Origin of the sequence: Polaromonas sp. (assembly GCF_039932935.1) — a bacterium.
Taxonomy (GTDB): domain Bacteria; phylum Pseudomonadota; class Gammaproteobacteria; order Burkholderiales; family Burkholderiaceae_C; genus Polaromonas.
The window spans coordinates 24,167-46,764 of the sequence record NZ_JBDTPB010000083.1; the positions used below are offsets into that span (position 1 = coordinate 24,167).

Annotated in this window: 24 protein-coding genes; 13 read left to right on the forward strand and 11 right to left on the reverse strand. The window is 62.1% G+C overall.

Features of this window, described 5'->3' with window-relative positions:
- Both ABI546_RS14815 and ABI546_RS14820 read right to left on the reverse strand, forming a co-directional pair.
- On the reverse strand, nt 1-912 hold the full coding sequence (locus ABI546_RS14815; RefSeq protein WP_348047579.1) for a glycosyltransferase: 912 nt from the start codon (nt 910-912) through the stop codon (nt 1-3).
- Nucleotides 913-976: 64 nt separating this feature from the next.
- Nucleotides 977-1,405: a VOC family protein gene (locus tag ABI546_RS14820; RefSeq protein ID WP_348047620.1), complete on the reverse strand. Its 429-nt coding sequence runs from the start codon at nt 1,403-1,405 to the stop codon at nt 977-979.
- A 427-nt stretch (nt 1,406-1,832) separates the two neighbouring features.
- Here ABI546_RS14820 and ABI546_RS14825 point away from each other — a divergent pair, with 427 nt between their 5' ends.
- Nucleotides 1,833-3,527, forward strand: a complete 1,695-nt coding sequence (locus ABI546_RS14825; protein WP_348047580.1) for a ShlB/FhaC/HecB family hemolysin secretion/activation protein — start codon at nt 1,833-1,835, stop codon at nt 3,525-3,527.
- Nucleotides 3,528-3,568: 41 nt separating this feature from the next.
- Complete coding sequence (locus tag ABI546_RS14830) at nt 3,569-8,383, forward strand: filamentous hemagglutinin N-terminal domain-containing protein (protein WP_348047581.1); 4,815 nt, start codon at nt 3,569-3,571, stop codon at nt 8,381-8,383.
- An 81-nt stretch (nt 8,384-8,464) separates the two neighbouring features.
- Here ABI546_RS14830 and ABI546_RS14835 read toward each other — a convergent pair whose 3' ends face one another.
- The gene (locus ABI546_RS14835; protein WP_348047582.1) at nt 8,465-9,172 is read right to left on the reverse strand and encodes a C40 family peptidase; all 708 of its coding nucleotides are present in this window, start codon (nt 9,170-9,172) and stop codon (nt 8,465-8,467) included.
- Between the two features lie 266 nt (nt 9,173-9,438).
- On the opposite strand from ABI546_RS14835, the gene ABI546_RS14840 reads away from it, so the two are divergent.
- Nucleotides 9,439-10,563, forward strand: coding sequence for a PQQ-dependent sugar dehydrogenase (locus tag ABI546_RS14840; RefSeq protein ID WP_348047583.1), 1,125 nt, complete (start codon nt 9,439-9,441; stop codon nt 10,561-10,563).
- A 26-nt stretch (nt 10,564-10,589) separates the two neighbouring features.
- On the opposite strand, the gene ABI546_RS14845 is transcribed toward ABI546_RS14840, so the two are convergent.
- The 3 genes from ABI546_RS14845 to ABI546_RS14855 form a co-directional block, all read right to left on the reverse strand.
- Complete coding sequence (locus ABI546_RS14845; RefSeq protein ID WP_348047585.1) at nt 10,590-11,066, reverse strand: RidA family protein; 477 nt, start codon at nt 11,064-11,066, stop codon at nt 10,590-10,592.
- Nucleotides 11,067-11,107: 41 nt separating this feature from the next.
- Nucleotides 11,108-11,743, reverse strand: coding sequence for a LysE family translocator (locus tag ABI546_RS14850; RefSeq protein WP_348047587.1), 636 nt, complete (start codon nt 11,741-11,743; stop codon nt 11,108-11,110).
- Nucleotides 11,744-11,820: 77 nt separating this feature from the next.
- A complete protein-coding gene (locus ABI546_RS14855; RefSeq protein WP_348047589.1) occupies nt 11,821-12,195 on the reverse strand; it encodes a hypothetical protein in 375 nt (124 codons plus the stop codon).
- Nucleotides 12,196-12,384: 189 nt separating this feature from the next.
- Here ABI546_RS14855 and ABI546_RS14860 point away from each other — a divergent pair, with 189 nt between their 5' ends.
- Nucleotides 12,385-13,860 (forward strand): PLP-dependent aminotransferase family protein, encoded by a 1,476-nt coding sequence (locus ABI546_RS14860; RefSeq protein ID WP_348047591.1) that lies wholly within the window; start codon nt 12,385-12,387, stop codon nt 13,858-13,860.
- An 84-nt stretch (nt 13,861-13,944) separates the two neighbouring features.
- On the opposite strand, the gene ABI546_RS14865 is transcribed toward ABI546_RS14860, so the two are convergent.
- The gene (locus ABI546_RS14865; protein WP_348047593.1) at nt 13,945-14,598 is read right to left on the reverse strand and encodes a LysE family transporter; all 654 of its coding nucleotides are present in this window, start codon (nt 14,596-14,598) and stop codon (nt 13,945-13,947) included.
- Nucleotides 14,599-14,752: 154 nt separating this feature from the next.
- Here ABI546_RS14865 and ABI546_RS14870 point away from each other — a divergent pair, with 154 nt between their 5' ends.
- Genes ABI546_RS14870 through ABI546_RS14885 form a run of 4 tightly spaced genes read left to right on the forward strand, consistent with a single transcriptional unit; the run spans nt 14,753 to nt 17,656 of the window.
- Nucleotides 14,753-15,559 (forward strand): ABC transporter permease, encoded by an 807-nt coding sequence (locus tag ABI546_RS14870; protein ID WP_348047595.1) that lies wholly within the window; start codon nt 14,753-14,755, stop codon nt 15,557-15,559.
- A gap of 59 nt (nt 15,560-15,618) precedes the next feature.
- Complete coding sequence (locus ABI546_RS14875) at nt 15,619-16,647, forward strand: MlaD family protein (RefSeq protein ID WP_348047597.1); 1,029 nt, start codon at nt 15,619-15,621, stop codon at nt 16,645-16,647.
- Nucleotides 16,644-17,339, forward strand: coding sequence for a hypothetical protein (locus ABI546_RS14880; protein ID WP_348047599.1), 696 nt, complete (start codon nt 16,644-16,646; stop codon nt 17,337-17,339). The genes ABI546_RS14875 and ABI546_RS14880 overlap by 4 nt, the downstream gene beginning before the upstream one ends.
- Before the next feature lie 11 nt (nt 17,340-17,350).
- Complete coding sequence (locus ABI546_RS14885; protein WP_348047601.1) at nt 17,351-17,656, forward strand: hypothetical protein; 306 nt, start codon at nt 17,351-17,353, stop codon at nt 17,654-17,656.
- A gap of 14 nt (nt 17,657-17,670) precedes the next feature.
- Here ABI546_RS14885 and ABI546_RS14890 read toward each other — a convergent pair whose 3' ends face one another.
- From ABI546_RS14890 to ABI546_RS14900, 3 genes are all read right to left on the reverse strand, one after another.
- A complete protein-coding gene (locus ABI546_RS14890; RefSeq protein ID WP_348047603.1) occupies nt 17,671-18,183 on the reverse strand; it encodes an SRPBCC domain-containing protein in 513 nt (170 codons plus the stop codon).
- Nucleotides 18,170-18,571, reverse strand: a complete 402-nt coding sequence (locus ABI546_RS14895) for a metalloregulator ArsR/SmtB family transcription factor (protein WP_348047605.1) — start codon at nt 18,569-18,571, stop codon at nt 18,170-18,172. The genes ABI546_RS14890 and ABI546_RS14895 overlap by 14 nt, the downstream gene beginning before the upstream one ends.
- A gap of 104 nt (nt 18,572-18,675) precedes the next feature.
- Entirely contained in the window at nt 18,676-18,915 is a 240-nt protein-coding gene (locus tag ABI546_RS14900; protein ID WP_348047607.1) for a hypothetical protein, read from the reverse strand.
- A gap of 223 nt (nt 18,916-19,138) precedes the next feature.
- Between ABI546_RS14900 and ABI546_RS14905 the strand changes: the two genes are divergently transcribed.
- Both ABI546_RS14905 and ABI546_RS14910 read left to right on the forward strand, forming a co-directional pair.
- On the forward strand, nt 19,139-19,606 hold the full coding sequence (locus tag ABI546_RS14905) for a nuclear transport factor 2 family protein (protein WP_348047609.1): 468 nt from the start codon (nt 19,139-19,141) through the stop codon (nt 19,604-19,606).
- A gap of 23 nt (nt 19,607-19,629) precedes the next feature.
- Nucleotides 19,630-20,100 carry a MerR family transcriptional regulator gene (locus ABI546_RS14910; RefSeq protein WP_348047610.1) on the forward strand — a complete coding sequence of 157 codons (471 nt, stop codon included), beginning with the start codon at nt 19,630-19,632 and terminating at the stop codon, nt 20,098-20,100.
- Here ABI546_RS14910 and ABI546_RS14915 read toward each other — a convergent pair.
- Nucleotides 20,097-20,663, reverse strand: coding sequence for a TetR/AcrR family transcriptional regulator (locus ABI546_RS14915; protein WP_348047612.1), 567 nt, complete (start codon nt 20,661-20,663; stop codon nt 20,097-20,099). The genes ABI546_RS14910 and ABI546_RS14915 overlap by 4 nt on opposite strands.
- 127 nt (nt 20,664-20,790) lie before the next feature.
- Between ABI546_RS14915 and ABI546_RS14920 the strand changes: the two genes are divergently transcribed.
- The 3 genes from ABI546_RS14920 to ABI546_RS14930 all read left to right on the forward strand — a co-directional run.
- A complete protein-coding gene (locus ABI546_RS14920) occupies nt 20,791-21,258 on the forward strand; it encodes a nuclear transport factor 2 family protein (protein WP_348047614.1) in 468 nt (155 codons plus the stop codon).
- Between the two features lie 175 nt (nt 21,259-21,433).
- Nucleotides 21,434-21,898 carry a hypothetical protein gene (locus ABI546_RS14925; RefSeq protein WP_348047622.1) on the forward strand — a complete coding sequence of 155 codons (465 nt, stop codon included), beginning with the start codon at nt 21,434-21,436 and terminating at the stop codon, nt 21,896-21,898.
- Nucleotides 21,895-22,598, forward strand: a 704-nt coding sequence (locus ABI546_RS14930) for an Hsp70 family protein (protein WP_348047616.1), incomplete at its 3' end; no start/stop codon positions are given. The genes ABI546_RS14925 and ABI546_RS14930, both read left to right, overlap by 4 nt.

Here is a 22,598-nt window from a genome sequence, read left to right on the forward strand (position 1 = left end):
TCAGGCAGTGCTTTCAACCATCGCCAGCATGCGGCTTTGCCAGACCGCGGGCGAAAAGCGCTCCTGCAGCAACCGTTGCGATGCCCGTACCATCGCTTCGCGCCGCGGCACGTCGGTCAGCAGCTCCGCACACGCGTGCGGCAGGTCCTTGAGGCCGGCCATCACCAGGTGCACGCCGGGTTCAATGCCGAAGTCTTCACACCCCTCAAAGATGTCGGAGACAACGGCTGAGCCGGCCGCCCAGCTTTCGAATGTCCGGAACTGGTCGAAGTAAGTGTGTTCGGGATCGGCATGGATATTCAGGTTGATCCGCGCCTCGGCGCGGCAAGCATCGCGTGCTGAGCCCCACAGGCCGCTCCAGATGAACTCGGCGCCGAGTGGCGTTTCCGAGGCGAGAAAGTGTTGCTCGGCTTCGCGCCTTCGGGGCGTGTCGCCCCCCAGCATGACGATGTCACGGCTTCTTTGCACCTCGGTCAGGGGCGTGCGCAGGTGTTTTTTTGCCACCAGATAGGGCAGCAGGTGGGTGGGGATCGCCGGGAAGTGCTGTGCGACATAGCGGGCAATGGATGAGTCCATGGCCAGCACGGCATGCAGGCCTGGTGCAACGGCGTCGAAAAGATCGGTTTTGTACCGATGCACGGCGGCCTTTGCATTCCTTGTCAGCGGATCAAACATCCACAACACATGCTTGCCGTGCCGCGGCAGGCCTTGCGCGGCAAAGCGCGGAAAGGCGTAAATGCCGGCAATCAGCAAGTTGACGTCGCAGCGGCCGACCTCGGGCAACGGCGCTTCGGTGCTATGGCCCAGGTCAATGAACTCCACGTCATGGCCTGCTTGCAGAAGAACGTCCATCCACAATCGCGAGGCCCGGCCAAACAGCGTGTCAATGTCGGTATAGACGTGAACTTTCAAGACACAGCCTGCTGTGGTGCTGGGTCGCTTGCGGCGGAAAACGCAGACCGGCGAGGCGAGGCGCTTACCACGGGTTGTAGCTGCCTATGCTCCACAAATGGCCTTCCAGGTCGCGGCAGGTGAAGCCGCGGCCGCCGTAATCTTCGTCTTTGATATCAAGCGCAATCACAGCGCCTGCTGCCTTGGCCCGTACATATACCGCATCGGGGTCGCGTACGACGATATAGGCGCTTTGTGTTTCCACGCCACCGAGCTCATCGGGCTGGCGAATCAGCTTGCCCCATTCGGTGGGCACCGTACCCACCGATCCCAGCATGACCATACCGCCATCCAGCGTGAGCTGTGCATGCGCAATCGAGCCGTCGGGATTGGAGTGAACCGCCTGCTTTTCAAACCCGAATGCGTGGCACAGCCAATCGATGGCGGCCACTGCGTCGCGGTAGCGCAAGCAGGGAATGACGGATGAATTGGACAAGAGCGCCTCCTGGGGCAAGACAAACACGCTGTTGATTTTGCACCGGCGCCTGGCCGGGAATTAAAGAAGCCAGCTGCCGTCGCGTTGCTTGGTGAGTCTGCGCCCTTCAGGCGAGCCAGCTTTACACAATATTTTCGGTGCGCATGACTTGCGTCGTTTATCCGGGGGCGGCGCCCTTGACCGCGTGATTAAACACAAAGGTCACAGCGCAAGTGCGAAAGACGCGCTAAACGACCCAGAGATTTCAATTTTTGTAAGAAGCAAGAATTCGTCAATAAAAAATTGGCGAAATATCATTTCACAAATTTCATGTGAATTAATCACTTTTACGGACTTGTATCAGTTATCACAATTGGTTACTGTGAATTAATTCACGAAAAAAGAGGCTTGAAGAGGTGAGGCCTACCTCAAGTCAATGTCTGTGGCTCTTCACCGAGAAAAGCAAATGAAACGCGTGGTTTTTCTGAAGGTTGTTCGTTCGGCCAGAGCAGCGTTGCTGCTGATGCCCGCTATCGCCATGTGCCAGCAGCCACCACCTACCGTAGACCCAGGGCGGATTCGGGAACGGTTCGACGTTCAGCCCGAAGCTTCGCCCGCGCAGGAACCGCCGCAGCTGCCGGCCCCACCCACCGAAGTGGTACCAGGGGCGCTTGCTTCCCTCAAGGTAACGCTCAAAAGCATCCGGATCGAAACCACCACTGTCTTGCCAGGCAATGTTCTGCAAGCGCGTGCCGACAGCTATACCGGACGGGAGATCACGGGACGTGAGATCCAGGAGCTTGCCGTCTCCCTCACGGCGATGTACCGCAACGCGGGCTACATTCTTTCGCTGGTGGTGGTGCCGCCCCAGTCTTTTTCCGACGGCACACTGACCCTGCGTGTTGTCGAGGGTTACATCGACAAAGTGCACATTCAGGCGGGGGACGATGTCAGCGCCCATGTGAAGGGGCAACTCGCAGCCATCGGCGAGAAGATCAGGGCATCACGGCCAATTCAGGGTCCGGTGCTTGAACGTTATTTGCTGATCGCCAATGATTTTCCGGGCGTCGAGCTGCGCAGCGTGCTCGCCCCTGCGCAGGCGCCGGGTGCGGCGGACCTCACGCTGATCGCCAGCGTGAAGAAGGTCGAAGGCTTCGCCGCACTCGACAACTATGGGTCCAAATACCTCGGCCCCGGCGAGGCTGGCCTGGAAGTCGCCGTCAATCAGCTGCTGGGCGTCAACGACCAGTGGCGCTTTCGGGGTATGGCCGGAGGCGGTTCCGAGCTGGCCTACGCCCAGCTGTTGTACAGCCAGGTTGTCTCGACGGAGGGCCTTCGGCTGTCCGCTGCGGTGTCCAAGGCACGCACACGACCGGGCGACATCCTGACGCCGTTTGACATGCGCGGCAACGCGGACACGATGATGGTCGCTGCCGCGTATCCCCTGCTCCGGACCCGCAATGAGAGCGTGACCGCACGGGCAACGTATGAGCACACCGATGTGCAAACCGATGTGCTGGGCACCCGGGTGATTGAAGACCATATCCGTGCGCTGCGCCTGGGCCTCACATGGCGGGTGCTTGACCGCCTGGGTGGGCAGAACTCGCTCGATGTGGATTTTAGTCAGGGGCTAGGGGGCACCCAGGAATCCGATCTGCTCAAAAGCCGGTCGGGTGCCAAAGGGGTGTTCAACAAACTCACCTTTGATTACGAGCGCACCCAGCCTCTTGCTTCGAACCTTTCCCTGACGGTAGGCCTGAGTGGGCAGTGGGCCAACACACCCCTGCTTTCGTCGGAGCAATACGCAGTGGGCGGCCGGCGGTTTGGGCGGGCCTACGAACCGGCTGAACTGGTGGGGGAGCGTGGCCTGGCGTTTCGCGCCGAGCCTCGATATTCCGGTTCCTCGGACTTCGCAGGCATCAGGTCATGGCAGCTGTTTTCCTTCTATGACATCGGCAAGGTCTGGAGGGTGGGCTGTACTTGTTCGGGCACGCCCGACAGCCAGAGCCTGGCATCGGCAGGGATGGGGGCTCGTCTCTTCCTTCCACGCAACGTGGTGGCAGCGATAGAGATCGCGTGGCCCTTGACCAAACCTATCGCGAGTTACCAGCCCCATGGAAAAGACCCCCGGCTGCTGGGCACTTTGTTGATCCGCTTTTGATGATTTTTCTCAATGTTTTTTTTGCCCTCAAGAGGTAATCCATGAACGCTAACCTGAATTCCTCGCGCATTTTTCTTTCTGTCCGGCATCGGCGGTCTTTTGTGCTGAAAGCGCTTCCGGCGGCGGTGGCGATGCTGTTCTCGACACCCGGCTGGTCGGTCGACATCATCGCCGGCGGTGCGGGACTTCCCCAGAACGGAACAGTGTTTTCCGGCGCCGCTTCGGGCTCCGTGTCGGGCAACCAGCTCACCATCCAGGCAGGCGACCGCTCCGTGGTCGACTGGAGCTCCTTCAACATCGATGCCGGGAAAATGGTGCAGATCATGCAGCCGGGTTCGGCGTCGGCGATGCTCAATCGCGTCACAGGAGACGCCAATCCGTCGCAAATATTGGGTAGCCTTTCGGCCAACGGTACGGTGATGCTGATGAATCCCAACGGCGTAATGTTCGGGAACAACGCCGTGATTAATGTGGGCTCACTCATTGCTACCACGGGCAACATTGACGTCGACAACTTCACCGGCACCGGCGGCGCACTGATTACCGGAGCCACTGGCAGCATCACCAACCATGGCAGCATCACGGCGCAAAATGCCGGCCTCGTGGCTCTGGTCGCGCCTTCAGTCACCAACCACGGCAGCATCACCGCTACCGGCGGCACGATTGCGCTGGCCGGGTCGACTGCCGCCACGGCCACGCCCAGGGCCACGGTGTCACTTAACGGCGGGCTTTATGAGTTCGTCATACCGGGCGGTGCAACGGGTTTGAGCGTGTCCAATATGGCCAACGCCAGCCTGGACGGCGGCACACTCCTGCTCGGTGTAGGTGATGCAGCCAACCTGCTGTCCGGTGTCATCAACCTGGAAGGCATTCAACAGGCCAGCAATGCCATTGTGGTGAACGGCCACACGGTGGTACTCAAGTCGGTACTGGATGCAGACCAAGTCAGCGGCAATGCAAGCCAGGTGGACGTGTACAGCGGCGCGCGTATCCAGGACGGTGTCAACATCTCAAAAACCGGCACGGCAGGGGCGGGCGCTGCCGTGAATGTTCATGCGGGCAGTTACGCCGAACAAGTCACCCTGAACAAGGCCAACCTGACGCTAAAGGGCATGGAGGGAGCCAGCATCAACGTGCTGGAGGGGAACACCGGGGTGGACATCACCGCCAATGGCGTCACGGTTGACAGTATGGAGATCAAGGGTCCTTACAGTGAGAACTTTGCTGCCGTCGACTGGGCCAACCTGAGTACGACGGGGGTGAAGGTCGCCTCAGGCGTGACCGGCGCGGTCATACGCAACAACACGATTAAAAATGTCCGAAGCGGGATTCAGGTCACCAACGCTACTGCCGATATCACCGGAAACACGATCGAAAACACCAAGGGCGCCATTCTTGTGCGATCGAACAATGTGACCATGTCGAACAACTCCAGAGGTTCGCTGGGCAATGAATGGGACATCGTCTTTCTGGACGGCGTAGCGAACGGCTCCTATTTTGTTTCTCCGCATGTCAGCGAGGCGCAGTATGGCGCCGGCGTGATGGCCATGTCTGCGGCCAACGGCAACATGCATATTCTTGATCGCCGCTACGGCGTCAACGGGCTCTTGGGCTCTACATCGCAATTTGGCAACCGCTCGCACGTTACCGTCAGTTCGGGTGCTAATTTCACCGCCACTGACGACTTCAGTCTCGGCAATGGGCTCGGCAACGACCGGCAGCCATTGGGCACGATCCAGGGCGGCGTAGACGCCGTGGTCACGGGCGGCACGGTGAATGTGGCGGCCGGCAGCTACAGCGGCAGTGTCAACATCGCCAAGTCGCTGACGCTGGACGGAGCGGGGGTCGGGCAGACGGTGCTGCGGTCTTCCGCCGCGGGTAGCGGCGATGCGGTCACCATCAACAATGCTTCCAACGTGACGCTCTCCGACCTGTCGATCGCCGACTACCTGTACGGCTTGCGCATCAACGGTACGTCCAACAACGTGACCGTCAACCGTGTGGCTTTCAACAACAACACCTTCGGCGTGCGCAACGGCACCACGACCCGCGCCGACAACTTCCGCATGCTCAACAGCACCATCACCGGAGGGCAGATCGGTGTGCAGACCTACAACGGCTATCAGATGGTCGGCGGCGTTCCGGTGGCCACGGGCTCTTTTGAGAATGCTGTGTTTGAAAACGTCACGGTGGACGGCCCCAGCTTCAAGGGCTTTTATCTTGAAACCGCGAACAACCTGACCCTCAGGAACGTGACCGTCATGAATGCCGGCAACTACGGGGCGCCTGCCTCCTCATCGCTGCATATGCGCTACGGCGCCGGCATCGACATCAATCTGAAATACGACAACTTCAATGCGATCAATTTTGACAACGTGACGGTCAAAAATTCTGGCGCGAGTTCGGGTGATCCGACGGCTGCGGCGGTGGTCATCAAAACACGCGGCATCGCCGGTGACAGCGCCGATTACACGGCCGCACCGGCCCGACTGCAAAGCGTCAATATCTCCGGCGGCAGTATCGAGGGTTCCAGCCGGACAGGCATACGCTTTGAAACCATGAGCAATGGCCATGGCGGCCAGCCCACGGTTGCCATCAGCGGCGGCACCCAGTTCAAGAACAACGGGCAGGACATCTCGGTGGACGCCGTTGCGGTGGATGCCCGCGGCGCCGTCTTCGTCGGTGCGGCCGACGGCTTCGCCATTGAAGACCGCGTGACCCACGCGCTGGATACCACCGGGCGAGGCCTGGTGACCTGGACGGGCGGCAATGTCTACGTCACGCAGGCCAGCGGCAGCATCCAGAGAGGCGTCAATGCCGTGGTTGCCGGCGGCACGGTCAATGTGGGCGGCGGCACTTATGTGCAGCCCTCCACACTTGTGGTCGACCGTAGCGTGACGCTGGCCGGCTCGGGCCAGGGATCGACCGTCATTGACGCACGCGGCGTCAGCGGCTACGGCATCAATGTGACCGCCGACAACGTGTCGCTCAAAGATTTCACGCTCTATGGCCCGAGCGCCAACGTGGCCTCGTCCTACGGTATCAAGGTGGCGCCTGTCGGCGGGGCGTCCGCACGACTGCACAACTTCTCGATCAGCAACGTCACCAGCCGCGGCGCGGGCCGCGCCGAACTGGATCTCAATGGCGTGGACGGCGCGCTGATAGACCGTGTGACGGCCGACGGTGCGCCTGTGGGCAACAACACCGGCTCGACACAGGGTGCCGGCATACAGCTCACCGACAGCGCCAACGTCACCGTCAGCAATTCAACCACCCGCAACAACGCCTGGGGTGGCCTGGCGCTGTATCAGTCCAACCGCTATTACAACCAGCAGGTGAACAACATCACGGTGGCGAACAGCAACAGTTTTACCGAGCGTAATCCGGTTTACCTGCAGGATGAATCAGCAACCAGCAACTTTGGTGCGCTCAGCATCGCGGGCTTTGACTTTGCTGTACGCAATGCCGGCACGGCAGACAACAACTACCAGTACACCTGGCTGCAGGCTTCGCAACAAAATGCCCTGGACTATGCCGTCAATCTGAATAGCGCGGGTTCCAGCTACGTTCAGGGCTGGAATGGTGCGCAGGCCACGCAAGACTTCCATGTGGGCGTTGGAAATATGTTGGGCGGCGGAACACAGGCGCTGTCCATCGGGACGGCCATGGGTAACGCGGCAAGCGGCGCCAACATCCGCGTGGGCGCCGGCACTTATGCCGAGGACGTGGTGGTCAACAACCCGTACAACCTGTACTTCGGCGGTTCGACCCTGCACGGCCTGACGCTCAACGCCGGCGCGGGCGGCTCCGGCATCAGCGGCAATGTGACGGTGGACGGCGCGGGCGGCATCCTGTTCAACGCCCCGGTGAGCCTGCTGGGCGACACCACGCTGGCGACCCAGGGCGCCAACATCACGCTCAACGGCGATGTCCAGAACGCCGGCAGTGTGGCCCGTGCGTTGCGGCTCGTCGCGGGCTCGGGCAGCACCCGCGGCAATGTGCACATGGTGACGGGCGGCACGGAAACCAACGCGCTTGGCCGGTTTGAAGTCGTAGCCAATGACTTCAGCCTGGACAGCACCTTGTGGGTCAAGGGCTACGGCATTGGTGCCTTCGGCCGTGTTGCGTTGAGCAACCACACGCTGCGCGGGCAAGACGCCACGGAGTCCAACACCGTGAATGCCGGCGGCGACGTCACGGGCTCCACGATCAGCCTGGGCACCGTCGACATCTCCAGCGGCGGCGATGTTGCGGCCAACATTACCGCCAGCGGCGTCAGGGTGACCGCCGGCGGCAACGTTTCGGGCACCACCACCAGCCAGGGCGCCGTGCAGATCACCACCTCCGGGGACATCAACGCCAGCATCAGCGGCACCGACGTGGTGCTGCAGGCCCAGGGCGACCTCAATGTCGTGGTCACCGCCAGCAACTCGGCATCGCTGGCCGGCGATACCGTCGTGGCCAATGTGGTCGCGCCCGTCATGGCTGTGGAAGCGGTCACCGACGTGCAGATTTCCGGCACATCCGCCCAGGTCACCATTGATTCGCCCAAAGGCAGCGTCAGCGGCAGCTTCGGGCAGGTGACCAATTCGGGCAGTGGGCTGGTCAATGTGAACGGCAAACCGCAGGGCAACCAGCAGCTTTCGTCCAATGCGGAAAACAACCGTGTTATTCCGGCCGGCAACACTGTGGCTGAGGGCACCGGATCAGATGCGCCGCCGCTTCAGCTGGCGCTGGCCGGCGAAAACAAGAATTCCTTGGTTTCGAGCACCCCCGGCAAAGCGGGTGACGCCATCGACAATGGCCAGACCGTTGAGCTGGACATGTCGCCAGGCAATGAGCGCGAGAAAGAGTGACGGGTGGCCGGTGAATTGCCGGGCTTGGTGCGGGGCCTGGAAGCTGACCCGCAAATCGGCGTCGACGTGACGCCGGTACCCTTAATTCCGGTACTGTTCCTGCTGCATCAGCAGCTGCGCTTGCTGCGCCATGGAAAGCTGAGGTGCAACTGCTTGGGCTGATGGCTTGTCAGTCACCGTGGCTTGCGCCTGCTGTGGGCGGGGGGCGGGCAACGCGGCCGCGCCTGGCATGGCGTCTTGCGTGGCCCCATTGGCTGGCTGCACGCGGCGGGCGCCGTCAAAACGGCGCTGCCAGTAGCCCACACCCATGCTTTCAACGCGAACTTGTGCGCCGGGCTTGGGGGAATGGATGAACTTTCCGTCGCCGACATAGATACCGACGTGGCTGAAAGCGCGCCGCATGGTGTTGAAAAACACCAGGTCGCCGGGCTGTAAGTCGGTTTTTTCGATGCGCTGGGTGGCTGCGGCCTGTTGTTCAGCCCGGCGCGGCAACAGCATGCCGACGCTTTGTTCGTAAATGGCGCGCACAAACCCGCTGCAGTCAAAACCCGTTTCGGCGGTGTTGCCACCGCGTTTATAGGGGACGCCCAGAAAGCCCATGGCGTTGACAACCAGCTCGGACGCTTTGGTCTTGACGCTCTGGCGGACGTGATCGATCTGGTTCAGCAGGCCTTTGTCGGCCAGCAGCTTGTCCATGTCGTTATCGCTTGAATTGCCGGGTGCCGCTTGTGCGCTTGTGGCCAAGAGGGCTGCAGAAGCAAGGAGAAGGGCAGGGGCAAAAAATCGCATGGCGCCAAGCATACTTGACGGATTAGTCCTACGTCAACTTATGTGCTTTCTTGATAACGTTGCTAAGCTATTGATTTGTAACGAATTTGTACCAGATAAACCGATTTTTGCGTGCAGATGTCGGGTTTACGGGGGCAAAAGTCGCGTGAAGGGTATGGCGAGGCGCTAAGCCTTCTGCGCGAACGGAAACCCGCTGGTCCTTGATTTTTTGTCATTTTTAAGGACGAAATATGGGTTTGAGGCAATACTGGCGAGCGCAAGCAGCTATGTTTTTGATAGCGGCCGGTGCGGCGTTGCAGCCTGCCTTGGCCCAAAACGTTCGTCCTGAAACCGTGGCGACCGGCCTCGAAAACCCCTGGAGTCTGGCTTTTTTGCCGGGCGACCGCTTTCTGGTCACCGAGCGTCCGGGCCGCCTGCGTGTCATTGGCCGGGACGGCAAGCTTGGCGCGCCGGTGGCGGGCCTCCCGCGAATTACCGCCGGCGGGCAGGGTGGCCTGCTCGACGTGCTGCTGGACAGCGACTTTGCCCGCAATCGGGTCGTGTACTTCTGCTTTTCCGAGCCGGCCTCGACCGGCAACCGCAACAGCACGGCGCTGGCACGTGCGACCCTGAGTGCCGACGACACCCGGCTGGAGAACCTCAAAATCATCTTCAGCCAGAAGCCCAAGGTGGCGAGCACGGCGCATTTCGGTTGCCGCATCGTCGAAAGCCGGGCCGCCAGCAGCGGCGCCGCGGACGGCAAACTCTTTCTCACGCTGGGTGAGCGGTTCAGCCTCAAGGAAGACGCCCAGAAGCTGGACAACCACCACGGCAAGATTGTGCGTATCAACAAGGATGGCTCGGTTCCCGGCGACAACCCGTTTGTTGGCAAATCCGGGGCGCTGCCGGAAATCTGGAGCTACGGCCACCGCAACGCCCAGGGCGCCACCCTCGCACCCGACGGCGCTTTCTGGATGCACGAGCACGGCCCGCAGGGCGGCGACGAAATCAACCTTCCCAAGCCCGGCGCCAACTACGGCTGGCCGGTCGTCACCTATGGCGAAAACTATGGCGGCGGAAAAATCGGCGAAGGCCTGACCGAAAAAGCCGGCATACAGCCACCGCTGCATTACTGGGTGCCGTCAATTGCGCCTTCCGGCATGGCTTTCCTGACCAGCGAGCGCTATGGCAAGGCCTGGCGCGGCAACCTGTTTGTGGGCTCGCTCAAATTCGGCTACCTGAACCGGATTGAACTGGCCTCACCGTTTGCCGGCAAGGTGGTGCGCGAAAGCAAGCTGCTGTCTGAGGCTGGGGATCGCATCCGCGATGTGCGCCAGGGGCCCGACGGCCTGCTTTACGTGCTGACCGACAGCAGCAACGGCAAGCTGATACGCCTGCAGCCCGGCGGCTGACGCACCACAGGTGGGTTAATTAACGCCTAGCCAACAGCAGCAATCAGGTCAATCTCGACCGAAGCACTCTTGGGCAACTGAACAACGCCCACCGATGTGCGGGTATGGGCACCGGCCGGCCCCAGCACCGCATACAGCACGTCGGACGCGGCATCAGCAACTTCGCTTTGCTGCGTGAAATCCTGCGCCGACTGCACAAACACGGTAATGCGAAGCACCTGTTTCACGCGGTCCAGGCTACCCAGGCTTTGCCGCAGCAGCGCCAGCGCGCGCATGGCGCAGATCCTGGCGGCCAGCTGGGCCTGCTGCACGGAAGTTTCAGACCCCACGCGGCCGGTCACGACCACGGTGTCCCCCACACGCGGAATCTGCCCGCTGACAAAGACCTGGTCGCCGTGCTGCATGACGGGCACGTAATTGCCGCCTATCTTGATTTCACCGTCGAAGCTGTAGCCGAGGTCGGCTGCCACAGCGGCAAAGCGTGTCTCGCGTGAATCTTCCATGTGCAAGTTCCTTTCAATCTTTGGTTGGTATGAGAAACGATTCAGCTGGGGCTCTTCAGCCGCAACAAGCCCAGCCCCAGCAGGCCGAACGCACCGCCGCAGAGGCGGTTGAAGATGCGGGCCCGATGCGGCGTACCGAACCAGCGGTGCGTGTGGCGCGCCAGCAGAACATAGGCGAAGTGGGAGATCAACACGCACGCGGCAAAGGCGCTGGTCAATGCCAGGAATTGCGGCAGCATCGGCGCTTGGGGGTGGATGAACTGGGGAAACAGCGCCGTGAAGAACAGGATGCTTTTGGGGTTGGTCAGCGCCACCAACAGGCCTTGCCGAAACAGCGCGGCGTCGCTTTTTCTGGAAGATGCCTGGGCCGGCAGGGGCGTGTCGAACATCGAGGTCTTGCTGGTCCATTGCCGCCAGCCGAGGTAAACCAGATAGACCGCGCCGACGGTTTTGAGCACCGCAAACAGCCAGGCCGAGGTGTGCAGCAGGGTGCCCAGGCCGGCCATGGCCGCCGCCGAGACTGCGAACACGCCCAACACATTGCCGGCAGAGCTCCACACTGTCTTGCGCGGCCCCCAGGCCACGGCGTTGGACACAGCCAGCAAAATTCCCGGGCCGGGGCTGAGGGCGGTGACCAGGGAGATGGTGATGAAGAGCAGCCAGGCGGAAGTGGTCATGGATGAAACGGTAGAACAGGTAAACGATGAAAAAGGACGAAAGATGAATGGCAGCGAGGGCACTGATTACCGCAAGGTCAAACCGCCTCGGCGCTCCCTAACCGGGCTCGCATGCCCCTGGCGATGCTGGAAAAATACCTCAAAAGCCGGTTTCCTGCCTTGCCCGGCGCTTTTCCCGCGGCTGGGTTCACCTGACACGCGGCACCTCCGTGCTGGGCGGTGACCGTGATCCAGCCGTCCTGGGTGATGGTATGGGACTGCCCGGATTCCAGCACCGTGCTGGCGCGAAAGACCTGCTCGCTGAGCCAGCGGGGCGCACTGGTCACCAGCAGCGTGCCCGAGGTGCTGATCAGGGCGCTGCCTGCTTTCGTGTGAAAGAACAGGGATTCACCCGCGGCCAGGTGAAGGTGCTGAAGGTTGCGAGGGTGGTGAGCGTCGAGGGGGTCATTCATGGCGGCTCCAGTCATTCGTTGGCAAATGGGGGAAGGACACGCCAAGATTAATAAAAGCCTTGCTTTCACGACAGAACCACGCAAGCCCTTTCTGTATCGGTACAGATGGCTATTTATCAATCTGTTATGGTCTGATTTCGCCCCATCTGTGGCTGTGTTGACTGTCTCTCTTCACCGATCATTCCCTCCATGGAAGCGCAACCCCTGCAATCCCCGCCGCAGCAGCCTCTCTACCTGCGGCTGTCAAACCACTACCGGCAAGCCATCCAGTCCGGCGTTTTAACGCCTGGGCAGCGCATGCCGTCTGTCAGGGCGCTGACCCGGCTGCACCAGGTCAGCCTGTCGACCGCGGTGGAGGCATGCCACACCCTGGAAGACGAGGGCTTGCTGGAGGCTCGGCCGCGATCAGGCTACTTTGTGCTCAAGCGACGGCGCGTCGACATCGAGCCGCCCAATGAGCCGGAATGCGGCCACACACTCGATCCGGCGCAATACGTCGGCATCCATGACCGGGTGTCCGACTTTGTTGCCAAATGCGATATTTATCCGCTGGTGACCAACCTGGCCGGCACGTACGGCTCGCCTGAGATGTACCCGGCCGAGGCGCTCAAAAATGCGGCCACACGGGCATTGCGCAAGTACCCGCGGCTGCTGGTGAGCGCACCCGACTTCCTGAACAATTCACCGCTCAATGCCGTGCTGGCCAAACGGGCGCTTGAAGCCGGCATGCGACTGTTGCCGGAAGACATTCTGGTCACGCACGGCTGTATTGAAGCGCTGAACGTTGCCTTGCGGGCGGTGGCCCAGCCGGGCGACACCGTCGCTGTCGAGTCGCCGACGTACCACGGGCTGCTGCAAATTCTGGAAAGCCTGGGCCTGCGCGCGTTGGAGATCCCCACCAGCCCGAAGCTGGGCATTTCCGTCGAAGCGCTGGACCTGGCCTTCCAGACGCACGACCGCATACGTGCTGTGGTGGTGATCCCTAATTTTCATAATCCGCTCGGCAGCGTGATGCCCGACACCGAAAAGGAAAAACTGGTTGCGCTGTGTGAGCGCCAGCAGGTGGCGTTGATTGAAGACGACACCTATGGCGCCATGGGGCCCGACGACATTCCGCTCAAAGCCGCCAAGGCCTGGGACCAGAGCGGTTCAGTGATTTACTGCGCTTCGCTGCGCAAGACCCTGTCGCCCGGATTGCGCCTGGGTTGGGTCGCCGGTGGGCGCTGGCAGGCGCGCATCAAGATGCTCAAGTACGCGCAAAGCCGCGCCAACGACATGCTGGCGCAGCTGACTGTGGCCGAGTTCATGGCCTCCAGCGCGTATGACCGCCACCTGGCCCGGCTGCGCCGCATGCTCAACGTGCAGCGTGAACAAATGGCTGAAGCCATCGCCGCGCACTTTCCCGCGGGCACCCGGCTGTCGGTGCCGCACGGCAGCATGATGCTGTGGGTCGAGTTGCCGGCGGGCACTTCGGCGCAGGCTGTGTTTGACACCGCGATCCGGCAAGGCATACGGGTTGCGCCTGGTTCCATGTTTTCCAACTCCAGCCGTTTTGACCACTTTCTGCGCATCAGCTGCGGCTCGCCGTTTTCCAGCGAAACCGACGAGGCCTTGCGCAAACTGGCAGCCATCGTGTCGGCGCATGCTGCACCTCCCGGCGCCTGACGGGCGCTAAATTTAAGTGTTTTAAGGCTCCAGCCCTTTTTGTTTGTGCGCAAGCAGCTATTCTTTTAATAGCAACTCACACGCCTAATGCGCGGCGGCGTGGCTGCGCTTGACGAAAAAGAGGCCCGCACCCACGGCCATCAACATTCCCCCGAACACGCGGTTTTGCAGCCGCACGGCGCGGGCGTTGTTGAAAAGCTTTTGCAGGCGGCTGGCGGCAAACGCGTAGCCGTGCATCACCACCGTGTCGACCGCTACGGTGGTCAGTGCCATCACCAGCAGCTGCGGCCACAGCGGGCGGGCAGGGCTGATGAACTGGGGCAGCACCGCCACCATGAAGAGGATGCCCTTGGGGTTGGTCACGTTGGTGAGCAGGCCCGTCAGAAAGCGCCGTTTGACCGACAGGCCGTTGGTGTCGGCAATGCCTGTGCTGTCGCCTTCTGCTGCGATGCCGTTCGACGAGCGCCACTGCGCCCAGCCGATGTAGATGAGGTAGCAGGCGCCCAGCACTTTCACAACGCTAAAGGCCAGCTCTGACGCCACCAGCAAGGAGCCAACCCCCGCGCCAGCCACCAGCAAGATGATGACCAGGCCCATCTGCAGGCCGGCAATGGTGGCGCGTGTGCGCTGCATGCCGTAGCTCAGGCCATGGCTCATGGCCAGCACGGCGCCTGAGCCCGGCGACAGCGCGATCAGGATGGAGGCGAGGAAGTAGGCGGTCCAGGTGTCGATGGCCATGGTGAAGCAGTGATGAGAGGGAAATAGAGAAAGAGAGAGGAGCGATGGAAAATGAAAACGTCATATCGGCAAACGCGGGGAGAAGGCTTGCCCATGCCGTTAAAACGACTGCCATCCTACATGGCGGGCAAAACCCCGCGGGTATCATGGCCCAATGGCTTCAACAGCATCCTTCCTGCAAGGCCGCCTCTCGCAAACCGGCCACGCTGCCCAGCACTGGTTGATCGAGTGGTGGCGCCTGGTGCACCTGGGCGCGCTCATCCTTGTCCTGACACTGTCACCCTCCAGTTACAGCCCGCAAAGCCGCGCGGTGCTGGCCCGGCATATCTACATCAACACCGCGCCCATCCTGGTGTGGTTTACCGTGCTGTGCGCACTCGTCACCGTGGTGCTGACGCGCATCGTGCTGGTCACAGCGCTGAGTTATGGGCTTTCGCAATACGCGCTGCAGGTGGTGATTCGTGTGTTGGTGCTGGAGCTGATTCCGCTGACGGCGGCGCTTTTTGTGGCGCTGCGCTGCACCATTCCCGACGGCGCCGAACTCACGGCCATGCAGGCCAGCGGCGAGCTCGACGAGATGCGGCGCAAAGGTGTCGAGCCGGTGCGGCGTGAAGTGCTGCCGCGTGTGGTGGCGGGCATGTTTTCGGGCGTCACGCTGGCGGCGCAGAGTTGCGTGGTGGCGCTGGTGGTGGCTTACGTTGCCACTTACGGATTTTCCTTGTCGGGCGCGGCTGCCTATACACGGCTTTTCGGCCAGGTGTTCAGCCCGGCGGTCACGCTGATTTTTGTGCTCAAGACCCTGTTCTTCTGCCTGGCGGTGTCGCTGATCCCCATGGCCTCGGCCCTTTACGGCATGGCCGACGCCAGCGTACGCACCAGCGCTGAAATGCGCGGTCTGGTGCGCATGTTCGCCGTCATCCTGCTGATTGAAGTGGCCTCGCTGGTCGGCAATTACTATTGACTCTCATTGGTCCCAATCGGTACGTCTCGGCCTTTACACGCAAGAAAAACAATACAACCATGAGTTCACCCCACGACACCCCTCCACCGCCCGAGCCCGACAAGGCGGACCCGCTGCAGCCTGCGCAAGCGCGCGACGCCACTCCGGCGGAAATCGCCAACCTGGAATTCAAGGCCCGGCTCCTGCTGGTCTTCATGCTGCTGTTGGTGGTGGGTTCAGCGCTGTATGTGATGTATGCGCGCGGCGCGTTTGAATCCACGCAGCGCCTGGTGCTGATTGCCGAGGACTCCGAAGGCGTGGTGGTCGGTATGGACCTGACCTTCTCCGGCTTCCCGATCGGCCGAGTCAAGCGAATCGAGCTGGCCAACGATGGCAAGGCCCGCATCCTGGTCGACGTAGCCGCCAAGGACGCCCACTGGCTGCGCACCACCAGCGTTTTCACGCTGGTGCGCGGCCTGGTCGGCAGCACCAATATCCGCGCCTACACCGGTTTGCTGAACGATCCGCCGCTGCCTGACGGCGCGGAACGCACGGTGCTGCTGGGCGATGCCGCAGGCGAAGTACCCAAGGTGATCGCTGCCGCCAAGGACCTGATTGAAAACCTCAACACCCTGACTGGTAGCGGCGGCGCGGTCGGGGCCAGCCTGGCCAATTTGCAGACATTGACCGAGCGGCTCAACGGCCCCGGTGGCGCGCTAACGGTGTTGCTGGGCAGCGAGGCCGAGGCCAAAAAATTTGCCGCCACGCTGGAGCGCACTAACTCGCTGCTCACCAAGCTCGACGGCCTGGCGGCCAAGACCGACACCCAGGTCTTCGGCGACAAAGGCCTGATGCCTGAGACGCGCGCGACCGTGGTGCAGCTCAACGCCATGCTGGGTGAGGCCCGCACCAGCCTCAAGAAAGTCGATGCGCTGCTGCAGGACGCCCAGGCGGTCACCCGCAACGCCAAGGACGCTACCGACGACCTGGGCGCGCTGCGCGCCGATGTCGAGGCCAGCCTGCGCAAGGTGGAAGGCCTGATCAACGAGATCAGCCGCAAATGGCCGTTTGCCAAAGATGCCCGTGACGCGGAGATGAAGTTGCCATGAAGACCTCTCTGATCAAGCTCACCTTGCCATTGGCCGCAGCGGGTTTGCTGGCCGCGTGCGCCGGCGGCCCCCAGCCGCCCGACTGGCAGCTGGAGGCCAAGGGCTCGATGGACCGCTCCGTCGCCGCCTACATGGAAGGCAACAGCCGCGTGGAAATGGCCGAACTGGAGCGCGCGCGTACCCAGCTCACGCGGTCGGGCCGCGCCGACCTGCTGGCCACGGCCGAACTGCTGCATTGCGCTACCCGCGTCGCCAGCCTGGTGGTCGACGAGCCCTGCACCGGCTTTGAAAAACTGCGACCTGATGCCACTGAAGCCCAGCGGGCTTACGCCGACTACCTCCAGGGCAAGGTGCAGCCGCAAGGCATCCCGCTGCTGCCCGAGTCCCAACGTGCAGCGGCCGCAGGCAATGCGGGCGCACTGCAGGGCATTGCCGATCCGCTGTCGAAACTGGTGGCGGCCGGCGTGATGTTGCAGACCGGCAAGGCCAGCCCTGAAGTGATCACGCAGGCGATTGATACTTCTTCAGCGCAAGGCTGGCGGCGTCCGTTGCTGGCCTGGCTGGGCGTGCAACTGCGCCGGGCAGAGCAGGGTGGTGATACGCAGGCCGCCGACCGGCTGCGCCGCCGCATCGAGCTGACGCAGGGCATATCGGCCGCCGCCAGGCCGCTTACGCCAGTCACCAAGCCCTGAAGGAAAGGGTTGTGAGCTACCGACTGAGGCTGTATGCCTATGAAGACGCTTCCGAGGGCGAGTTGCAGGCTGCAGAGCAACGCTTCAGGGCTGCGCTGGACGACGCGCTGGGCCATGAAAGCCTGGTGCTGCCGGTCTACACCGCCTACATGAGGCTGATCGGCATCTATGGCGAGTCACCAGCCGAAGACGTGTTGTCGCCTGAAGAGCTCGAAATCTTCAGCCAGTGGCAAGCCGCCGAATTGGCCGCCACCACGGCGGCGCTGGGGCCGAACCGTTACATGGGTGATGCGCAGTTCGAGATTCGCCCGGCCTGAAGAAGACCGGGCGTTCAGGCCTTCAGATAGGCTGCAAGCTGGTTGAAGGTGCCGCCATAGCCTTGCTCCATCGACGGCTTCAAATCTTCAAAGTATTGGCGTTCTGCCGCCGCTTCACCGAACGGCACCGCGCGCAATGCGACGGTGGTGACGCCGTCCTTCTCTGTAAAGGTCACCGAGTTTTCAATTTCCAGCGGGCAGACTTCGCTAAACGGTGCACGCGCAATGCCGCATTGCGCGTTGGCGAACGAATTGAGCCAGACGATGCGCTCCTGCACGGCGATTTCGCGGTAGTTGAAGCGCCCCCACATCGTGGGCGCGCCCGCAAACTTCATTGCATAGTGAAAGAACCCGCCGGGCCTGAATTCAAAACGCAAGGCCTCGACGGTGCAGCCTTCTGGCCCCCACCATTGCTGGAGCGAGGCCTGGTCGCTCCAGGCTTTCCAGACGCGCTCACGCGGCGCCTTGAAAACGCGCGTGATGAAGAATGTGGCGCTGTTTGCGGTGGAGTTGTCATTTGCGGACATGTTTCTTTCCTTTCGGGGTGCTTGGGGTAGGGGTTGTGGTAGCGGTCGGAGGAACAGGAGGGGGAGCGGTCGACTGCAAAAACGCATCCAGCCTTTCGAAGCTTTCTTCCCAGGTGCTGCGATACAGCTCGGCCCAGCTGGCGACTTGCTTGAGCGGTGCTGCTTCCAGGCGGCACGGCCGGGTCTGCGCGGCGCGCCCGCGAGAGATCAGACCCGCCCGCTCCAGCACTTTCAGGTGCTTGGAGATGGACGGCTGGGTCATGTTGAAGGGCGCGGCCAGCTCATTGACAGTTGCTTCTCCGGAAGCCAGACGCGCCACGATGGCGCGCCGGGTTGGGTCGGCAAGGGCGGCGAAAGCCTGGTTGAGGGCGTCCGAGGAGGTATTCATATGGCCATGTGGTTATATAGCTATTTGGCTATATTGTGGTCATATTTAAACCATTGTCAATGGTCGTCGCCAGGCTTGAGGTGTGGACTGAAGAGGGGAAGTGCTTAAGGCGAACGGCTCAACCGCGGCGAAGCCAGTGCCTGAAGCTGGTCGGAAATCGCGATGTCGACGGCCTTGAGCTGCTTGAGCAATTGCGCTTTTTCCAGCGCGGCGTGCAGCTGCTGCAAATCCTTGCTGCTGGTGGTCGCCTTGATCTGGGCCAGCGCCGCCGCCGTGTTGCCGGTCTTCAGTACCGCCAGCATTTTGCTTACCCATTCACTCGTCGCAGGTCTTTTCTGGTTCATACGGCATTGTAGGGTTGTCAGCGGCTTGCTATGAAAAAAGGAGCTGCTCGCGCACAGTCCGATTGGGCTGGAGGTCGATTTGATGCATAAAACGGAGGGTGAATTGGCAGGGGGCTTGACCTAGAGCGCACTCAAGGATTTTTAATCACCTTAAGCCCTGGCAATCAGGCCGGGCCTCAGGGCTCACCCAGGGGCATTCAAGGACGAATCAAGGAGATAGATCATGAGCGCAGCATCCATCGACACCACTGACACCACCACCGCAACAACAACAGAGGCCAACCGCCGGCATATGCAGCAAATCATGGCGGAGCTGGACAAGGGCAACGGCAAGCCCTTTGTCAACGCCATGGCCGACGATTTTTGCTGGACCATCCCGGGCGACACCCCCTGGTCGCGCACCTACAGCGGCAAGGAGGCGGTCGTCAGCGAGCTGTTGCAGCCCTTGTACGCCCAATTCGCCACCCCCTACATCAGCACCACGCGCAGCATCATGGCTGATGGCGACAAGGTCGTCGTCGAGTTCCAGGGACAGGTCACCACCAAGGCTGGCAAGGCCTACAACAACCGCTACTGCTACGTCTTTCGCATGGAAGGCGGGCAGATGAAGGAGTTGATGGAGTACCTGGACACCGCGCTGGTGATCGCGGCGCTTGAGGCGCCTCCTTCCACCGCCGCGCTTGCGGCTTGAGCCTGGGCTTTATACAGTCGGGCATGGCAGAAGAAAACTTCCTGATCGGGCAACTCGCCGCACGCACCGGGCGCAGCGTGCACACCATTCGCTGGTACGAGGCCCAGGGCCTGATCCCCGGCGTGGCGCGCGATAGCGGCCACCGCCGCGTGTACGGCGAGCTGCATATCAGCTGGCTGGAATTGATGGACCGCCTGCGCCGCACCGGCATGTCGATTGCGGCGATGCGCGAGTACACCGAGCTCGTCAAACAGGGCAGCAGCACGCTGGGCAAGCGGCAGGCGTTGCTGGCGGCACACCGCGAGCAGGTCAAGGACATGATTGGCGAGTGGCAGCAGGCGTTGACGCTGCTCAACAGCAAGATTGATTTTTACGACGAATGGGTGGCGTCGGGCAAACGCCCGGCGGTGAAGGCTGTGAAGACGATTGAGCGCGCGGGTGGCGCGCCCACGCCGCGCCCCCAGGAAAAGCCGCGGCGGACTGCCAAGATCTAAGTCTTCTCGGATACGTTCAGCGCATCCAGCAACAGCCCCAGCCCGGCCAGCGCGGCTTCGCCGCCTTCCATCTGCGCACGCACTATAGCGCCGTCAACCGCCACCGCAGCCGCGCCCGCCAGGGCCTGCTGGCGCATGCCGGCAGGCAGCAGGCCGGCGATCACGTGCTGCATGTCCTGCTTGTGGTTTTGCACAATTTCGGCCACGCCGGGCAGGGCGGCACCCACCTCAGCCATGGCGTTGATGAAGGCGCAGCCGCGAAACAGCGGGTCGGAAAACCATTCACCCAGAGCCGGCAGCAAAGGCGCCAGGCCGCCGCCAGCCGTTGCGCCGTGCCGTCCCAGCGCATCGACAAACCAGGCCATCCAGCGATCGTGGCGGTAGTCGAGGAAGGTGCGGATCAGCGCGTCTTTGCTGGCAAAGCAGCGGTAGAAGGTGAGCTTGGCCACGCCCGACTCGGCGATGATGCGGTCAATGCCGGTAGCGCGCAGGCCGTCGCGGTAGAAAAGGTCGTGCGCGGTGAGGAGGATGCGCTCGCGCGGGGAGGGGGTTGGAACGTCCATGGCGCGATTGTAAGAGTTGTAGACAGGTCTGTCTACTTGTGACAGAATTTCAATAAGTAGACAGAACGGTCTACCTTATTGCCATCTGCATCCACCTTCCACTTCAACCTCACTCAAAGGACATCTCATGGAAACCCGGCCACCCCTTCCGCCCTTCACCGTGGAAACCGCCGCGCAGAAAGTCCGCGCCGCCGAAGATGGCTGGAACACGCGCGATCCCCAGCGCGTTTCAATGGCCTATACCGCCGGCAGCCGCTGGCGCAACCGCGCCGAATTCGTCACCGGCCGCGAAGAGATCGTGGGCCTGCTGTCGCGTAAATGGGCACGCGAGCTCGACTACCGCCTCATCAAAGAGCTGTGGGCCTTCGGCGGCAACCGCATCGCCGTGCGTTTTGCTTACGAGTGGCATGACGACGCGGGCAACTGGTTTCGCTCTTACGGCAATGAAAACTGGGAATTTGACGAAAACGGCCTGATGGCGGTGCGCCACGCCAGCATCAACGATTTGCCCATCAAGGCGGCAGATCGCAAGTTTCACTGGCCGCTGGGGCGCAGGCCTGACGACCACCCCAGCTTGAGTGACCTCGGGTTGTGAGGGAATGGGGCGGGGTTGTAAAATCCGTGTCCCCCATGCGCACCGTGTTGTTTGAAGGCTGTGCGTGACCCGAATTTGCCTCCGGCCCACTGCCGGAGCGCCCACCCGAGTGAATAGCGTTTTGACTGACTCCCCCACACCGCCGGCCGGCCTGGCCGATGAACCCTCCCAAGACATGCCCATCCAGGAGCCCAGGCTCTGGCGCGGCGACGGCTGGACGGCCAAGGTCATCAAGAATGAAGACGACGACGGCTGGGCGGTTGCGATGATCAAGGACGGCGAGCCCGAGCCCGCGCTGGTGGGCCCCTGGACCATGGGCCGCGACAAGAAGAATCCCAAGCCACTCGACACCACCGCCTTCAGCACGCTGGTGAAAACCGCGTCGGAGTTCGTGCGCCGCCACGAGCAACAGCTGCACGCCACGCTGCACCAGAGCATCACCGTGACAGCCAATGCGGCGCGCATCACGGTCTCGCTCGACATTGTTCCCGATGAAGACAACCCGCACGGCTTGCTCAGCGCCGCCGACGAAGCCGGCGAGCAGCTCGCACAGGTTCGCGTCGCACCGTCTTTCAAGCTCAATCGCTCCAGCGCCGTTGCGTGGGCCGAAAGCGGCTTCGCCAAGCCGGCGGGGCGGTGAGCGCCGCCCACGCCTGCGGCATCGACTTCGGCACCTCCAACTCCACCGCGGGCTGGAGCCGGCCGGGGCTTCCCGCACTGCTGGCGCTTGAAGGCGGCAAACCGACGTTGCCGTCGGTGGTGTTTTTTCATGCTGAGGACGAGCATGTGAGCTACGGCCGCGCAGCGCTGGCCGACTACCTGGCTGGGTATGAGGGACGCCTGATGCGTTCGCTCAAAAGCCTGCTGGGCACATCCATGATCGACGAACACACGGAGGTCGCCGGCCGTGCGCTGCCGTTTCGTGTGCTGCTGGCGCAGTTCATCGGCGAGCTCAAACACCGCGCCGAAAAAGCCGCCGACCAGCCTTTCAGCCAGGCGGTGCTGGGCCGCCCGGTGTTCTTTGTTGACGACGACCCTGTAGCCGACAAGAAAGCCGAAAACACGCTGGCCGAAATCGCTCACGCGGTCGGCCTCAAAGACATTGCCTTTCAGTACGAGCCGATTGCAGCCGCGTTTGACTACGAGTCGCAGATCCGGCGCGAAGAACTTGTGCTGGTGGTCGACATCGGCGGCGGTACGTCAGACTTTGCGCTGGTGCGCCTGTCGCCCGAGCGTGCGCGCAAGGCCGAGCGGCGCGATGACATCCTCGCCAGCGGCGGCGTGCACATAGGCGGCACCGACTTCGACAAATACCTGAGCCTGGCCAGCGTGATGCCCAC

Coding starts and splice junctions, on each gene's coding strand:
- ABI546_RS14880 (WP_348047599.1), top strand. CDS start 16,644: ATGAAGACCTCTCTGATCAAGCTCACCTTGCCATTGGCCGCAGCGGGT.
- ABI546_RS14860 (WP_348047591.1), top strand. CDS start 12,385: ATGGAAGCGCAACCCCTGCAATCCCCGCCGCAGCAGCCTCTCTACCTG.
- ABI546_RS14915 (WP_348047612.1), bottom strand. CDS start 20,663: ATGGACGTTCCAACCCCCTCCCCGCGCGAGCGCATCCTCCTCACCGCG.
- ABI546_RS14845 (WP_348047585.1), bottom strand. CDS start 11,066: ATGGAAGATTCACGCGAGACACGCTTTGCCGCTGTGGCAGCCGACCTC.
- ABI546_RS14830 (WP_348047581.1), top strand. CDS start 3,569: ATGAACGCTAACCTGAATTCCTCGCGCATTTTTCTTTCTGTCCGGCAT.
- ABI546_RS14920 (WP_348047614.1), top strand. CDS start 20,791: ATGGAAACCCGGCCACCCCTTCCGCCCTTCACCGTGGAAACCGCCGCG.
- ABI546_RS14870 (WP_348047595.1), top strand. CDS start 14,753: ATGGCTTCAACAGCATCCTTCCTGCAAGGCCGCCTCTCGCAAACCGGC.
- ABI546_RS14895 (WP_348047605.1), bottom strand. CDS start 18,571: ATGAATACCTCCTCGGACGCCCTCAACCAGGCTTTCGCCGCCCTTGCC.
- ABI546_RS14825 (WP_348047580.1), top strand. CDS start 1,833: ATGAAACGCGTGGTTTTTCTGAAGGTTGTTCGTTCGGCCAGAGCAGCG.
- ABI546_RS14925 (WP_348047622.1), top strand. CDS start 21,434: ATGCCCATCCAGGAGCCCAGGCTCTGGCGCGGCGACGGCTGGACGGCC.
- ABI546_RS14875 (WP_348047597.1), top strand. CDS start 15,619: ATGAGTTCACCCCACGACACCCCTCCACCGCCCGAGCCCGACAAGGCG.
- ABI546_RS14840 (WP_348047583.1), top strand. CDS start 9,439: ATGTTTTTGATAGCGGCCGGTGCGGCGTTGCAGCCTGCCTTGGCCCAA.
- ABI546_RS14850 (WP_348047587.1), bottom strand. CDS start 11,743: ATGACCACTTCCGCCTGGCTGCTCTTCATCACCATCTCCCTGGTCACC.
- ABI546_RS14865 (WP_348047593.1), bottom strand. CDS start 14,598: ATGGCCATCGACACCTGGACCGCCTACTTCCTCGCCTCCATCCTGATC.
- ABI546_RS14890 (WP_348047603.1), bottom strand. CDS start 18,183: ATGTCCGCAAATGACAACTCCACCGCAAACAGCGCCACATTCTTCATC.
- ABI546_RS14900 (WP_348047607.1), bottom strand. CDS start 18,915: ATGAACCAGAAAAGACCTGCGACGAGTGAATGGGTAAGCAAAATGCTG.
- ABI546_RS14910 (WP_348047610.1), top strand. CDS start 19,630: ATGGCAGAAGAAAACTTCCTGATCGGGCAACTCGCCGCACGCACCGGG.
- ABI546_RS14835 (WP_348047582.1), bottom strand. CDS start 9,172: ATGCGATTTTTTGCCCCTGCCCTTCTCCTTGCTTCTGCAGCCCTCTTG.
- ABI546_RS14905 (WP_348047609.1), top strand. CDS start 19,139: ATGAGCGCAGCATCCATCGACACCACTGACACCACCACCGCAACAACA.
- ABI546_RS14855 (WP_348047589.1), bottom strand. CDS start 12,195: ATGAATGACCCCCTCGACGCTCACCACCCTCGCAACCTTCAGCACCTT.